The organism is Pseudomonas sp. E102, from assembly GCF_052660185.1.
On record NZ_CP084025.1, the window covers coordinates 2,874,232 to 2,889,448 of the forward strand.

Sequence of the window (15,217 nt, forward strand, 5' to 3'; positions counted from 1 at the left end):
TCGAGGGCCACGGCCATTGGCCGACGTCATCGGCAGTTTCCGTTACCACTGGTCGCCACCCCTGCCTGACGCGCCGGATAATCTTGCGCTTCGTCAATTTTCTGCTATTGATCAATAACTAACGCGCGCCGTTAAAGGCTGTCGGCGCAATCGTCATTAACATGACGCATCAAGGATTCCTCCTTTCACGGACGATCGCCGCCATGCCTCACACCCAATATCGCCCCGATATCGATGGTCTTCGCGCTGTTGCGGTGATCGCCGTGTTTATCCATCACCTCAACGCCAGCCTCTTACCAGGCGGCTTCGTCGGGGTGGACATTTTTTTCGTCATCTCGGGGTTCCTCATCACGTCCCAGGTGTTCAGCGAGATCCAACAGAACACCTTCTCCATGAAGCGTTTTTATCAGCGGCGCATCAACCGCATCGTACCGGCGCTGACGACGGTGGTGGTGGCGAGCGTGATTGCCGGGATCTTCGTCCTGTCTCCGGTCGACCTGACCCGACTGAACATCAGCGCGCTGTCCTCCCTGCTCGGTGTTTCGAATATCTATATCTGGATGAAGTACGGAAATTATTTCGCGGCGGACGCCAGCGAAGCCCCACTTCTGCATACCTGGTCACTGGGCATCGAAGAACAGTTCTACCTGCTCTGGCCGCTGCTGATGCTGATGCTGTGTCGATGGGCACCCCGCTACTTGCTGCCGCTGGTGTGCATCGGCGTTGTCGTGACGGTTGGCGTTTCGCAGTACGCCACGACCCTCGTTCCCTCTGCCTCCTACTATCTGCTGCCCACACGTTTTTTCGAACTGCTGCTGGGGGCGACGTTGGCGATTTATCTCGCGCAGCCACGTACGTTCAGTGACGGGGTGGGCCGGATCTGGGCGCTGGCGGGAGCCGGATCGATTGCCTATTCATTGTTTGCACTGAGTCCGGAAACAACCTTTCCCGGCCTCAATGCGCTTATACCTTGCCTGGGGGCGGCGCTGTTGATCCTCGCTGGCAGCGGCGGAACACGCTCGCGCTGGCTGACCAACCGGCCGATGGTATTTGTTGGTCTGATTTCCTACTCGCTTTACCTCTGGCATTGGCCCTTGATTGCGTACCTGAGATATCTGGATATCAACATCACGCTCCCGCTGGGGCTGGGCCTGATGGCAGTGGCGACGCTACTGGCCTGGTGTTCCTGGCATTTTGTCGAAGTCCCCTTTCGACGAACCGGGGCGCTGTTGCCGTTCACCCGCGCATTTGGCCGTCGGTTCATGGTTCCAGCGTTGGGGCTGGCCGTGCTGGCTGTACTGAGCGTGCAATGGCAGGGGTTCCCACAGCGTTTCGTACCGCAGGTGTCAATCCTTGAAGCGATGAGCCTGACCGAACCGAACAAACTGCGTGAGCGCTGCCACATGCCCAATGCGCGCTACAACGCCGCGCCCGATCCGGCGTGCCACCTCGGGGCACGCAAGGCGCAGATCGACGGCGTGATGGTCGGAGACTCTTTCGCCAACCATTTCACCGGCATGGTCGATGTCCTGGCCGAACCCAACGGCATCGCCTTGATGGATTACACCCTCGACAAGTGCCCACCCATCTTCGGCCACGCCGCCGAGATGTCGGCGGGTTACGGGGCACGCTGCGTGGCGCGCAATGAGCAGGTGTTGCAGTTGATCGAGCGGAACCGGTATCCCTACGTGGTGCTCGCCGGCGCCTGGCCCCGGGACCCGGCAGCAGGAGCCGTCATCGAGGCAAGCATCCGGCAAGTGGCGGACCGGACCGGCCAAGTCATCGTCGTTCTCAGCAATCAGCCAATCGACAACGCCGCGACGTGCCCGGTGCGCCGCTTGATGTTCGCTCCTCTTCGGCAGTGTTCAACGCGGCTGGACGCCGCGGCGCCCTATTGGACGCAGATACGCGCCAGGCTGCCCCAGGTGCGCTTCATCGATCCCAACCAGGTGATTTGCCCGGTCGGCCTGTGCAGCCCGATCATCGACGGACAACTGCTCTACCGGGATGACGCGCACTTGAACGATGTCGGCTCGCGTTTCATTGGCCGCGCGCTCCGCGACCTGGGCTTCACGCTGCTGTACGACCCAGCGCCAACCACGCCGATCGCTACCACCCGATAGGCGCTCGCTCAATGCCCCGCCGCCATCTCGGTCTGGGCCGGTTTCGGTATGACGATGTTGCCCAGATCGATGTGCTTCCAGGCTGGCTTGGCCCCCAGCCGCGCGTTGAAGCGGTAGTTGAACGTGAAGTCGTCCTCGGTGGGTTGGCTCAGGGGTTTTCCATAGCGCGCCACGACCGCCGCCGGGTCGTAGCCCATCAACTCAAGCAGCGTCGCAAAGATGTTGTAGTGGCTGGAACGATCCTTGTTTTGCGCCCAGGCGCCGCGCCAGTCCAAGGTGCGCAGCTGACTGCCCTGGATGACCACCAAAGGCACCAGCCCCTCCTCCTCCACCGGGTCGCCGCCGCAATGCGTATTGAGCCCGGGATTGCCACGCTCGTGCAGATCCTGGCCATGATCGGAGGTATAGATCAGCACCGCATTCTGAAGATTGCCTTGACGCAACAGGCGCCGGAAGAACTCGCCGACGTTCCATAGGAGCGTGTTCTGGTACGCATTGCGATACAGCAACCAGTCATATTGCTGGCCGTTGAAGCCGTCGCGCTGGCCGGTGTCGGCCACGTCCTGAAACCGCCCCCGGGGCAAGGCCGGACGGTGTTTCATGAATTCGTCGGGGTATTTGTCGTGGACCGGAAAATGCGCCCCTACTTTATTCACCACCACCAGTTCGGCCCGGTCATTGCCCAAGAGCTCGATCAACTGCGCCGCGGCTGCCATGTCGCGGTCCAGCACACGGACCTGGTCGAATTGGATGAATTGGTCGATGTCTTGTTTTTCCTGTTCGGTCATCAGGTTCTGCAAGTTGCCGCCGGTGCGCTGGGCATCGATATAGACGGTATGCAAGCCCGCGACATGGGCGTACTGCCAGATTGACGGCTGCGTGCTGTTGATACGCACGTAATCAGCCCGCGTACCGCCATAACGCAGGGTAATGTTGGTATCGGCGCTGCAATTGGCGATGGAAGCGGCATAACCGTAATTGAAGATGTCCACCCCAGGCGGCGGGGTCTTGAGGCCGCTGTTCACACCGAACGGGGTGTTGATATCGAGATAGTTGCCACCGATGCTTTCGTCGATGATCAACACGATATCGTGCTCGATCGCAGGAGAACGGCGAGCCAAGCTGACAGGCTCGCGGACGCCGACGGTGTCGTGCAGCGCCTCGTAGGCAAACAGGTTCAGATAGGCCAGCGGCGTATACATCACAGGTAGACCACGGGCGCCCTCGCCCGCCCTTGCGAACAGCACACCACTGAGCAGCAATACCCCGAGCAACGGCGCGGCGACCGGTACATAACCGGGCAATGGTAAACGCCGCCGAGGCTTCAGCCCGATGCCCAACAGCAGCAACAGGCCGCCCGCCATCGCGCTGAGAATCACCTCTCGATACTGATAAGCCGCCTCCTGGATAAAGCCGCCCGAATACACCAGCGACACGAACTGGCTGTAGGTCAGGTAACTGTCGGTGACCCGGGTATACACCTCGAAGAACACCGCCGAGGCAAACAGTGTCAAGGCAAACAGATGCCGCACCAACGTCTGGCGGATGTAGGCGCTCATCCACAACGCAAGCACCAGCACAAGGAACATCGCACCGAACAGCACCGTTGCAAAACCAAGACCCAGCGCAGCGAGACGCTCCAGGTAATAGTCATGCCCCCTGAAAAGGTACAGCAACAGCAGCAGTTCCTTGAGGTATCGGGTCATGTTTTTCTCGGCGGTGGCGCGGCGGATGGAAGGTTCGTTTTCTGCACACTAGCAGCGGGATTTCAAAGCGCAAGAAAGAGACTGATCGGTCGCAGCGTCAAAAAAAAGTTACCTCAAAAGTGACACCTTTGACGCATCAAAAACATAAAAATCTATGGATATATACCGTTCATCGGTTACTTAAACGTCTCCAGAGCCCTTTAAAAATGGCGCTTTTCCAAGTCAGTCAATGACTTGATATCAAAAAGCCCTAAGCCGTCGAGATTTGCCAACACTGACAACTGTCATTTTGCTGACACGTTTTTTTGAAGCTGCGCTATACCCTCTAAACAGTTTCATCCGAGTTACATCAACCGGTTTGAGAGGCGCGCCTAGAATGGACGTGAGCGTATTTGGCACGGGGTATGTGGGGCTGATTCAGGCAGCGGCATTGGCCGACGTCGGGCACCGCGTCCTGTGCGTCGATATCGACCCGAACAAGATCCGTCAACTGCAACAAGCCGTACCGCCCATCAGTGAGCCTGGGCTGTCCGTATTGCTGGAAGACAACATCAAGGCCGGCCGGCTTTTGTTCAGTTGCCAGGCCAGCGATGCGGTCAACCATGGCGAGTTGATTTTTATTGCCGTCGGCACGCCAGCCGACGAAGACGGCTCGGCGGACCTGAGCCATGTGCTGGCGGTGACCCGCCAGATCGCCGACTTCATGGACAGTGACCGCACCCTGATCATCAAGTCGACCGTACCGGTCGGAACAGCCGATAAAGTCGCCGAGTGCGCCCGCCAGGCGCTGGCTCGTCGGGGCCTTAAACAGCTGAATGTGCGTGTGGTATCCAACCCGGAGTTCCTCAAGGAAGGCAGCGCTCTCGCCGATTGCATGCGCCCGGACCGCATCATCATCGGCGCCAGCGATCAACTGGCGCGGGATCAGATGGGCGAGCTCTACGCGCCGTTCTGCCGCAACCACGAAAAACTGATGTTCATGGACAACCGCAGCGCGGAGCTGACCAAGTACGCCGCCAACGCCATGCTCGCCACCCGCATCAGTTTCATGAACGAACTGGCCAACCTCACCGAACGCCTGGGCGCCGACATCGAAGCCGTGCGCAAAGGCATCGGCTCGGACCCACGCATCGGCTATCACTTCATCTATCCGGGCTGCGGCTTCGGCGGCTCGTGCTTCCCCAAGGATCTGCGCGCCCTGCTGCACACGGCCGAACAGAGCGGCATGCCGCTGCGCCTGCTGCGCAGCGTCACCGATGTGAACGACAGCCAGCGGCACATCCTTTTCGAGAAGCTGGCGCAGCAATTTCCGGACGGCTTGGCCGGCAAGTCGATTGCCATCTGGGGCCTGGCCTTCAAGCCCAACACCGACGACATGCGCGAAGCCCCGAGCCGCTACCTGATGGAAGCCCTCTGGCGCGAAGGCGCGCGCGTGCAGGCCTACGACCCGGAAGCCATGTCCGAATGCCGGCGCCTGTACGGTTATCGCAAAGACCTGAACCTGTGCGCCACCCGCGATGACACGCTTGAGGACACCGATGCCCTGGTGATTTGCACTGAGTGGAAGAATTTTCGCGTGGTGGATTTCGACCTGCTGGCGAGCAAGCTGCGCGCCCGGGTCATCATCGATGGCCGCAACCTCTACAACCCCGAGCACCTGGCTGCCGCCGGGCTGCTGTACCGTGGCATCGGCTTGCGCCACACCGTGCCCAGCGCCCCGGGGCCACAAGCGTGAACGTCCTGGTGACCGGCGCCGCCGGATTCATCGGAGCCCACTGCGTCTTGCGGTTGATGCGCGATGGCCATCACGTGTACGGGCTGGACAACTTCAACGATTACTACGACCCGCAGCTCAAGCACGACCGCGTGGCGTGGGTGCGTGACCAGGTCGGCGCATTTCCCTTGGCGCGTATCGACCTGACCGACGCCTCGGCGATCGACGGACTGTTCCAGAGCCATCGCCCGGAGGTGGTGATCCACCTCGCCGCCCAGGCCGGCGTGCGCTATTCGCTGGACAATCCCCGCGCCTATGTCGACAGCAACCTCGCCGGGTTTCTGAACATTCTCGAAAGTTGCCGCCGTCATCCGGTCAAGCACCTGATCTACGCCTCTTCCAGTTCGGTGTACGGCGCCAACCAGCGCACGCCCTATACGGTACGGGACGGCGTCGATCATCCGTTGTCGTTGTATGCGGCAACAAAGAAGGCCAACGAATCGATGGCCCACAGCTACAGCCATCTGTTCGGGATCCCGTGCACCGGCCTGCGCTTTTTTACCGTGTACGGCCCGTGGGGCCGGCCAGACATGTCGCCGATCCAGTTCGCCACGGCCATCGCGCAAAACCAAGTGTTGCGGCTGTTCAACCATGGTGAGCACGAACGCGACTTCACCTACATCGACGACATCGTCGAGAGCATCGCCCGGTTGATCGAACGTGCGCCGCAGCCAACGCCCCACTGGGATCGCGAGCAACCGGACCCGGCCACCAGCCTGGCGCCATGGCGCATCTACAACATTGGCGGACAGCACCCGGTGGCGTTGCGAACCTACGTGGCGCTGCTGGAAAAACATCTGGGCCGCACCGCCCGGATCGAGCTGCTGCCCCTGCAACCGGGGGACGTGCTCAACACCTGCGCCGATGCCAGCGACCTGGCCCGGGCCACCGGTTTCCAACCGTGCATTGCACTGGATGACGGCCTGGGTCGCTTCGTCGACTGGTTCCTCGATTACTACGCGCAACCCATCGTTCACACGCCGCTTGCGGCCGTACCTCAGCGGAGGAGTCTATGACCCGACATGAACAAGACATTCCGATCAGCACCTCCGGACGCGACAAACGTGTCGACCCCGAGCATCGCCGACGCCTGGATGCCGCCATCCACCGCCAGGGCCGTGGCTGGCTCACCGGTCGGGACGGTGGTCGGCCCTGGACGGTTTCGCGGACCAATCGGGTCGTGGCTTGCCTCGGCGCGCTGGCGATCCTGGTACTGCTCACCCCGCTGCTGCTGGGTCTGGCATTGCTGATCAAGTTTTCCAGCCCTGGCCCGGTTTTTTTCGTGCAGAAACGCACCGGTTATCGCGGGCGCGTGTTCGGCATGTACAAGTTTCGCACCATGGTCGTCGATGCCGAGGCCCTGAAAGAGTCGCTGCGCCACCTCAACAAGCACGGCGCCGACGCCATCGACTTCAAGATCGACAACGACCCGCGCATTACCCCGATCGGCAGGTTCCTGCGACGCAGCAGCCTCGATGAACTGCCGAACCTGATCAATGTAGTGACCGGCGACATGCGCCTGGTAGGCCCGCGGCCCACCTCGTTCAACGCCTATCGCTACAAGGACAACCATTTGGTGCGCCTGAGCATCTACCCCGGCCTGACCGGCCTGTGGCAGATCTCCGGGCGCAGCAATATCGACTTCGACCAGCGCGTGGAACTGGACCTCAGCTACATCGCCGAGCAGAGCCTGCTGTTGGATCTGAAGATCCTGATGATTACCCCCTTCAAAGTGTTCAGCGGCCACGGAGCGAGTTAAATGGACGGTTCGACGAATATCCTGACCATAGCCAGCCCGAGCGAGACCAACCTGACCTCGACCGTGCTCGACCCGGATCTGCGGATCCTTCTCATGACAGCGGCCAACACCGGCACCGGCACGAGCACCAGCGCCATGGCGCTGTCCGCTCAGCTGGCGCAGATGAGCAATGGCCGGGTGTTGCTGGTGGACGCCAGCCAGTCGCCGCGCAACCTCAGCCAGCAGCTCTCGCTGCAGAAAGAGCGCGGCTTCAGCGACCTGTTGTTCAACAGCCTGTCCCCACCGTTGTTGCAGGACTGCGTAGTACAGGTGTCGAGCCTGCCCTTCGACGTACTGCCCCACGGCCGCCTCGGCCACAACGCCGAACGCCTGAGCCCCGAGCGATTGCGCCCGCTGTTCCGGCAACTGGCGGCGCAGTACCGCTTCGTGGTGATCGACGCCGACGCGGTGTATTCGGCCACCGACACGCTGGTGATCAGCACCCAGGTGGACGGCGTGGTGCTGGTGGTGCGCGGCGAAGACACCCGCTGGGAAGTGGCCCAGGCCACCCGACAAAGGTTGGCCCAGGCCGGCGCGAAAGTGGTCGGCAGCGTGTTCAACCGCCGCAAGTACTACATGCCCAAATGGCTCTACAACAACCTGTAAGCCTGCAAAAGGATGACGAGATGAACGCTAGAATGCTTGTCCTGCTGTTGCTGCCGCTTGCCGGTTGCTCCAGCAACACCGATACCCGCTCGATGCCGGTGCAGATCCTCACCGCGGCGCCGGCCAATGCCCAGGCCACCGACATGCCCAAGGTCGAGCAGACCTTGCGGCCCCAGGATGTGCTGGACGTGATATTCCACATCGGCACCACCTCTTCCCAGGCTTATCGCGTGCAGCCTGGCGACCAGGTTGCCCTGAACTTCACCGCCGCCAGCCAGCTCAACGGCACGCAACAGGTGATGCCCGACGGCAGTATCGAACTGCCGGGCGCCAACACCTCGGTGAAAGTCGGCGGCCTGACCACCGACGAGGCGCGCCTGGCGGTGCAGCGCGCCTATGACCAGAAGATGTTGTTCCAGCCCAATCGCAACCAATTGACCGTACTGGTGACGAGCCCGCTCTCCGGCGAGACGAAGCTGCGCAACACCCTGACTCACCCTGGCACGGGCATGAGCCGGGAAATCACCGTGGGCAGGGATGGCTACGCCAGCTTCCCGGAAATTGGCGCCGTGCCTTTGCAAGGCATGACCGTCAGCCAGCTGGAGACTTTCCTCAACGAGCGCTACGCCCAACTGCCCGGCCACATGACGGTGGACGTGCTGCTCAAGTCCACCGCCGGCAACGAAATCTATGTCCTCGGCGAAGTGGCCCAGCCCGGCTCCTACCCGATCCGCCGGCCAATCTCGGTACTCGAGGCCCTGACACTGGCCAGGGGCACGAACGTCAAGGCCCGGCTCGACTCCGTGGTGATCATGCGCCGCAACGGCAATCAGGTCGAAGCCCGCCACTACGACGTGGAGAAAGCCTTGAGCGGCGACGCGTCGCAGATCGCCTATCTGCAACCGGAAGACATGCTGTTCGTGCCCAAGACCAAGCTTGCAAGTGCCGGTGAACTGGCCAGGCAATTGGCCGATGTGGTGCTGTTCCAGGGCACGGGGTTGAGCTTCGGCTACCGCGTCGACAACAAAGGCAGCGACAACTGAGACTCAGGTGACCGACATGAACCCCAAGGAAAATTATCTGCACGAGTTTTTCAGGATCTTCTTCGCCAACAAGCAGTGGGTGAAGCGCGTCTTCCTGGTTTTCGCCGTGATCGCTCTGGTGTTGCCGTTGATGCTCAAGCAGAGTTTCGACATCACCGCCCAAGTGATCGTCCAGTCGAAAAAACTCTCCCAAGGCGACGCCACTACCTCGTTGAACCAGGAAAACGCGACTTTCATTCCGCCGTCCCTGGCGGACATGGAAACCGAGAGCAACATCCTGCGCTCACCGGCGTTGATTCGCGAAACCATCAAGACCCTGCGCGACCAGGGTGAATACACCCCGAGCCCAGGGGCCCTCAATAAATGGGTGAGCGAACCGCTCAAGCGCTACATCACCCAGCCACTGCGTGAATACGTCATCAATCCGCTGCGCGACGGCCTCGGGCTGGAAGTCGATCCGGTACGCGACACGATGCTCGATACCCTCACCGACGAGGCCATCGCGAACCTGAAAATCGAGACCCTGCCCGGCTCGAACGTCATCTCCATCATCTACAGCTTCGGCGATCCCGCCCAGGGCACCCGGTTCGTCGCGCAGCTGCTGGAAAACTACCTCACCGGCCGCCAGGACCTGCAATCGATCGAATTGCCCCAGACCTTCTACGAGCAGAAAAAAGTCCAATACCAGACGCGCCTCGACGGTCTGGAAGGCACCCGGCTCGGCCTGCTCGAAGGCGTCGGTTCCTCCGATCCCAAGGAAGAAATCACGTTTCGCCTGAACGCCATCAATACCGAAGAACAGGCCCTGAACCTGTACCAGGATCGCCTGCTGCAAAGCCAACGCTGGCTCGATTACCTCAAGACCAGCCTGGCAGCGGCGAACAGCTCGCGGTTCAACGACTACACGTTCCCGTTCACCTTCACCACGACCGTGGACAACATCGCTTTCGAGGACCGGGAAATCAGGCAACTGGGTGAGCAGCTGACCAGCCAGGTCAGCCGCTACATGAACGACCTGGCGATCTTCCAGCCCAGCAGCGAACCAATGCTGCTGGCCCGCGAACAGATCATGCGCACACGCCAGCAGTTCCTCAAAGTGGTGAACAACCGCATCCAGGAACGCACCACCGACCTGGCCGTCGTCAGCTCGGTGATCAACCAGAAGGTCGAGCGCATCGCGGCCTTCAAGGAACGCATCCACCAGTTACAGGAAACCCAGAGCAAGCTGCGGCAGATGGACACCGAGATCAACGCACTCCACGCGGCGTTCTCCACCTATGCCCAACGGTTCGCCGAAGCCAGTTCCGCGCGCTCGCTGGACAATGACCTGTCCAACGCCCGTGTCCTGAGCCCCCCGTTCGAACCCACCGCGGCGGTATTTCCCAAGCCGATGCTGATTATCCCGTTCGGCTTGTTCTGCGGGCTGCTGCTGGCGATCGCTCTGGTCTACGTGCGTGAGTTCTTCGACCATCGCTTCAAGCATCCTGCGCAAATCAGCCAGCAACTGGACCTGCCGGTCTTGCTGGTGATCAATGAGCAGTCGCCCGAACAGGTCAATCCGCACCGCAACTGGAGCCTGCCAAGCCTTGTCCATTGGGTGAAAAATTGAACGCGCCGTTCGGCCCGTCCCACCGCAGCAGCCCCCTGTCGATCATTCATCTGCTCGACAGCGGCGGCTTCTATGGGGCCGAGCGGATGCTGCTCGATCATTGCCTGGCGACACCGGGACAGCACCAAGTGCTGTTCCTGGCGGCGCCGCCGACCTTGATCACGCGGTTTCGCCAGGCCGGGGTGGATTGCCGACACTGCGCCAGCTTGGGCGAATTGTTGCAGCATCTGCGGCAACGTCGCGCGGACCGGCCGCTGATCAACACCCACAACTTCAAAGGCTTGCTGTTCGGCTGGGCCGCGGCCACGCTGTTGCGCCTGCCCCTGGTGATTACCCAGCACGGCTTCACGCCGCGCAGCACCAAGCAGCGTTTCTACACCTGGTTGAGCCTGCAACTGTGCCGCACCGCGCCGGTCAAGCGCGTGGTCTGCGTCGCCGAAAGCATCGCGGCATTGCACCGCAAGGCCAGCGTCAAGGCGGACAAGCTCGACGTCATTCCCAACGGTTTGCCGGCCGTCACGACACCGCTGCCCCATCGTGACGACAGGCAGCGCTGGCGGGTCGGGTACGTGGGTCGCTTGAGCAGCGAGAAAGGCCCTGACCTGTTCCTCGACGCGATGATCCCGCTCTGCCAGCGCCATGGTTCGCTGCATGCGGTCATGCTCGGCGACGGTCCGGAACGCCAGCCGCTGCTCAAGCGCATCGCCGACGCGGGGTTGCCGACGCGCATCGAGTTGCCCGGTTATCAAACCGACATGAATGATTGGTGGAGCCGCCTCGACGCTTTGGTGATCAGCTCACGCACCGAAGGCACGCCGATGATCCTGCTCGAAGCCATGCAAGCCGGGGTGCCGGTGGTGGCGTTTGGCGTCGGCGGCATTCCCGACATCCTGCAGGACCGCCACAACGGCCTGCTGGCCACGCCGGCCGACAGCGACGAATTGGCCCGCCAGATCGAAACGCTGTTCAGCGAACCGCCCCTGGCGCGGATCCTCGCCGACAACGCCCGGCGCACCCAACGCGACCGCTACGACCTGCGCACGCTGGCCGAACGCTGGTCGCAACTTTATATCCGCACGGCACGGGAGGCTCGACCATGATCGTCCCGCTCTCGATCATCAGTTTGCTGGGGCTGGTCTGCCTGGCATTGCTGGCCAGTCCTTATCCGTTCCTGGCGCCCGGCGCGGTGTTCGGCCTGGTCGGCGTCGCCGTGCTGTACCGCAAGCCCGGCTGGGGCCTGCTGGGCATCGCCGCGCTGGTGCCATTCGAAGGGCTGTTCAAGGAAAACGGATTGTCGGGCAGCAAGTTCTTTGGCCTGGCGCTGATTCTGATCCTGGCACTGCAACTGGCCCTGCACCAGATTCCGGCGACGCGCCTGCGCAGCAATATCTGGAAGCCGCTGGTCGGCTTCATGGCGCTGTATGGCCTGAGCCTGCTGCTGTCGGAAAACATGGACCTGTCCCAGACCCATCTGCGGGAACTGACGGTAGGGCTGATTCTGTTCGTGATCACCTTGTTGATCGGACGCGAGCTGAACCTGGACCTGTTTGCCCGCTTGATGACCGTGAGCGTGTCCACCACGTGCGTACTCGCGATGTTCTCGGCCAAATACCAGGACCAGGGCCGCGCGTCCGGACTGCTGGAAGACCCGAACTCCTTTGCGCTGCTGATCGCGTTCACCATACCGCTGGCCTTGTTGCTGGTACTGCGCAGCCCGAACCTGTTGCACCGGCTGTTCTGGGGCGGCGGTTTCATCCTGCTGCTGGGCGGCATGACCAAGACTGAATCGCGTTCCGGGCTGGTGGTGTTGCTGCTCAGCCTGATGATCGGCTTGTACCACTACCGCGCGCAGCTACCGCGGATTCGTCCACGGCACCTGGGCTTCGCCATGCTCGGGCTGGCACTGATGATTCCCCTGGCGATCGCGGTGATGCCCGCCGGCTACGTGGCACGCATCCAATCGTTGAGCATCCTCAGCGCCGGCGCCAGCGCTCACAAGGATGAATCCCTGGGCCGCCGCGCCTCCTACATCCTGGTGGGCAGCCAGATGATCCGCGAGAACCCCATCCTCGGTTCAGGGCCCGGGACGTTTCCCCTGCACTACGCGCCGACCGGTTATGCCAAGGCCTTCTCGGCCAACCGCAAACTGGGCGACCTGTACCGTCGCGCTCACAACACCTACCTGGAAATATTCAGCGAGATCGGCGTACCGGGCGGGTTGATGTTTGTCGGCATGATCGGTCTTGGCCTCTACAACCTGGTGCGCGCGCGCCAACTCTGGCTCCAGCGTCGGGACTGGGCACAGGCCGACCTGCTCACACATTTGGGGATGAGTTTCCTGGCGCTGGCCTTGTTCCTGATGTTTCTCAGCGCGCCGAACCACAAGTTGCTGTGGATCATGCTCGCCTTGACCAGTGTGTTGCGCTACGACGCCGAACAATCCGCGCCACGGGAGGCCCGCCCATGAGCCGCGTCAGTATCGTCATCCCGATGTTCAACGAGGCCCGCCACATCGGCCGCACCCTGCTGGCCGCGCAGCAAGCTGCTCGCCAGGCGCAACTGGAATGCGAACTGATCGTGGTCGACAACGGCTCGGACGATCATGGGCCGCGCATCGCCAACGAACTGGGCGCCCGGGTGCTGATTGTGCCCGGCGTTCACATCGGCGCCCTGCGCAACCGTGGCGCGGCGGTTGCCAGCGGTGAGTGGCTGGCATTCATCGACGCAGACATGGAAATGCCCGCCGACTGGCTGAAGCTGCTCGTCGAAATGGAGGGCCGTCAGGGCGATGTGTTGGGACTGGACCTGGACACGCCCCGACACGCGCCTTGGTTCGCCCAGGCCTGGCAACGCCGCAGCCAACGTCCGGGCGCCCGTCCGCTGCATCGAGTGCAGTGGCTGCCCAGCGCCAATCTGTTGATGCGCCGCCGTTGGTTCGAACAGGTCGGCGGCTTCGACGAGACCCTGCGTACCGGTGAAGACAAGGATTTTTCCCTGCGCTTGCGCCAAGCCGGTGCGCAGTTGTTGCTGGTGAACGAAAGCCTGGCCCTGCATTGGGGTTACGAAGGCAGCTGGCGCGAATGGATGAGCAAGGAGCTGTGGCGCCAGGGCAGCCATTGGCAGTTGCTGCGCAGCCATGGGCCGAGCCTGCGCTTGCTGCGCTTTCCCGCCTTGTCCGTTGGCGCCTGGGGCCTGGATCTGCTGGCGCTCACCGCCCTGCTCCAGGGCCAGGTGCGCCTGGGGTTGACGCTACTGTTCATCAGCACATTGCCGGCCTTGTTTCTCAGCCTGCGCCAGAGCCAGCGCGACCCGCGCCTGGCGTTGCAACTGTGGGCCTTGCACGGGGTGCGCCTGCACCTGACCGGCGCCGCGTTGCTGCTCAATCTTTTTCAATGGAACGTCAGGAGACCCGCCCGTGGCTGAATTCATCTATTGGTCTTGCCTGTTGCTGCCGGTGTACGCCTACCTCGGCTACCCCGTGCTGTTGACCTTGCTAACACCGTTGTTTCCGCTACGGCGCTATGGCAAGCCCCTGCCGATGGACGTCAGCATTGTCATCGCCGCCCACAACGAGGCACGGCACATCGAAGCGAAATTGCGCACGCTGTTGGCCCAGGATTATCCGGCACGCTCGCTGCAAATCATCTTGGCCAGCGACGGCTCCACCGACGACACGGTGGCCTGTGCGCGCAAAATCGGCGACTCACGCATCACCGTGCTCGACCTGCCACGCCAGGGCAAGGCCGCCGCCCTCAATACCGGCGTGGCCCATAGCTACGGCGAGATCCTGGTGTTCACCGATGCCGACAACCAATGGGCCCACGACACCCTCGGCCACCTGCTGGCGCCGCTGGGCGATCCTGAAGTCGGCGCCTGTGCCGGGCACATGGTCATCCCCGTGCCCGGCAAGGGCCTGAGCCTCGGCGACAGTCTGTATCGGCACTACGAAGGGTGGCTGCGCCGGGTGGAAAGCCGCACCGGCTGCATGGTCTCGGCCGACGGCGCCTTGCTGGCCTTGCGCAGGGCTTTGTTCCAGCCGATTCCGGCCCAGGTCAACGATGATTTTTTCCTAAGCACCTGCGCGCCGGCAGCCGGCAAATCCATTGTTTATGCACCCAAAGCGCGGGTGACCGACCAGGGCGTGGACGAAGCCGACAAGCAGTTTCGTCGTCGTCAGCGCGTCACTGTCGGCGGATTGCAGAGCCTGGCCCAGCGCCGGGAACTGCTCAACCCGCTGCGCCATGGGCTCTACGCCATTGGCCTGATCAGCCACAAATTGATCCGCCGCCTGGCGCCGGTGCTGCTGTTGCCGTTGCTGCTGAGCAACGCCTGGCTGTGGAATGACCATCCGTTCTATCGCCTGACGCTGGTGGCGCAACTGCTCGGTTATGCCACAGCGCTGATCGGCTTGCTCGACGCAGGCCACCGCTTGCCTCGGCCATTTCGGTTGGCCGCGTTCGTGCTGGTAACACTGGCCGGCATGAGCATCGGGCTCTGGCAATTCCTGCGAGGCCAGCGCTACAGCCAATGGAATCCCGACCAAAACCGCTAAGGAGTG

At 62.1% G+C, this 15,217-nt stretch carries 12 protein-coding genes; 11 read left to right on the top strand and 1 reads right to left on the bottom strand.

Annotation, left to right across the window (positions count from 1 at the left end):
- Positions 1–203: 203 nt before the first annotated feature.
- Complete coding sequence (locus DOCECA_RS13000) at positions 204–2,123, top strand: acyltransferase family protein (RefSeq protein ID WP_434648243.1); 1,920 nt, start codon at positions 204–206, stop codon at positions 2,121–2,123.
- 8 nt (positions 2,124–2,131) lie between these two features.
- Here the strand turns inward: DOCECA_RS13000 and DOCECA_RS13005 are convergent, their stop codons facing one another.
- Entirely contained in the window at positions 2,132–3,829 is a 1,698-nt protein-coding gene (locus DOCECA_RS13005) for a sulfatase-like hydrolase/transferase (RefSeq protein ID WP_434648246.1), read from the bottom strand.
- Between the two features lie 376 nt (positions 3,830–4,205).
- Between DOCECA_RS13005 and DOCECA_RS13010 the strand changes: the two genes are divergently transcribed.
- The 10 genes from DOCECA_RS13010 to DOCECA_RS13055 are packed head-to-tail and all read left to right on the top strand — an operon-like array spanning position 4,206 to position 15,211.
- Positions 4,206–5,564, top strand: coding sequence for a UDP-glucose dehydrogenase family protein (locus tag DOCECA_RS13010; protein ID WP_434559699.1), 1,359 nt, complete (start codon positions 4,206–4,208; stop codon positions 5,562–5,564).
- Positions 5,561–6,619 carry an NAD-dependent epimerase gene (locus DOCECA_RS13015; RefSeq protein WP_445570623.1) on the top strand — a complete coding sequence of 353 codons (1,059 nt, stop codon included), beginning with the start codon at positions 5,561–5,563 and terminating at the stop codon, positions 6,617–6,619. The genes DOCECA_RS13010 and DOCECA_RS13015 overlap by 4 nt, the downstream gene beginning before the upstream one ends.
- Complete coding sequence (locus DOCECA_RS13020; protein ID WP_434559703.1) at positions 6,616–7,362, top strand: sugar transferase; 747 nt, start codon at positions 6,616–6,618, stop codon at positions 7,360–7,362. Before DOCECA_RS13015 ends, DOCECA_RS13020 begins: the two co-directional genes overlap by 4 nt.
- Positions 7,363–8,007: a CpsD/CapB family tyrosine-protein kinase gene (locus DOCECA_RS13025; RefSeq protein WP_420765795.1), complete on the top strand. Its 645-nt coding sequence runs from the start codon at positions 7,363–7,365 to the stop codon at positions 8,005–8,007.
- A 20-nt stretch (positions 8,008–8,027) separates the two neighbouring features.
- Positions 8,028–9,050: a polysaccharide biosynthesis/export family protein gene (locus DOCECA_RS13030; RefSeq protein WP_420765794.1), complete on the top strand. Its 1,023-nt coding sequence runs from the start codon at positions 8,028–8,030 to the stop codon at positions 9,048–9,050.
- 16 nt (positions 9,051–9,066) lie between these two features.
- Positions 9,067–10,659: a GumC family protein gene (locus DOCECA_RS13035; protein WP_420765793.1), complete on the top strand. Its 1,593-nt coding sequence runs from the start codon at positions 9,067–9,069 to the stop codon at positions 10,657–10,659.
- Entirely contained in the window at positions 10,656–11,759 is a 1,104-nt protein-coding gene (locus tag DOCECA_RS13040; protein WP_420765792.1) for a glycosyltransferase family 4 protein, read from the top strand. Before DOCECA_RS13035 ends, DOCECA_RS13040 begins: the two co-directional genes overlap by 4 nt.
- Positions 11,756–13,126: an O-antigen ligase family protein gene (locus DOCECA_RS13045; protein ID WP_420765791.1), complete on the top strand. Its 1,371-nt coding sequence runs from the start codon at positions 11,756–11,758 to the stop codon at positions 13,124–13,126. The genes DOCECA_RS13040 and DOCECA_RS13045 overlap by 4 nt, the downstream gene beginning before the upstream one ends.
- Positions 13,123–14,082, top strand: a complete 960-nt coding sequence (locus DOCECA_RS13050; RefSeq protein WP_420765790.1) for a glycosyltransferase — start codon at positions 13,123–13,125, stop codon at positions 14,080–14,082. The genes DOCECA_RS13045 and DOCECA_RS13050 overlap by 4 nt, the downstream gene beginning before the upstream one ends.
- Positions 14,075–15,211, top strand: coding sequence for a glycosyltransferase family 2 protein (locus DOCECA_RS13055; protein WP_420765789.1), 1,137 nt, complete (start codon positions 14,075–14,077; stop codon positions 15,209–15,211). Before DOCECA_RS13050 ends, DOCECA_RS13055 begins: the two co-directional genes overlap by 8 nt.
- Positions 15,212–15,217: the final 6 nt, after the last annotated feature.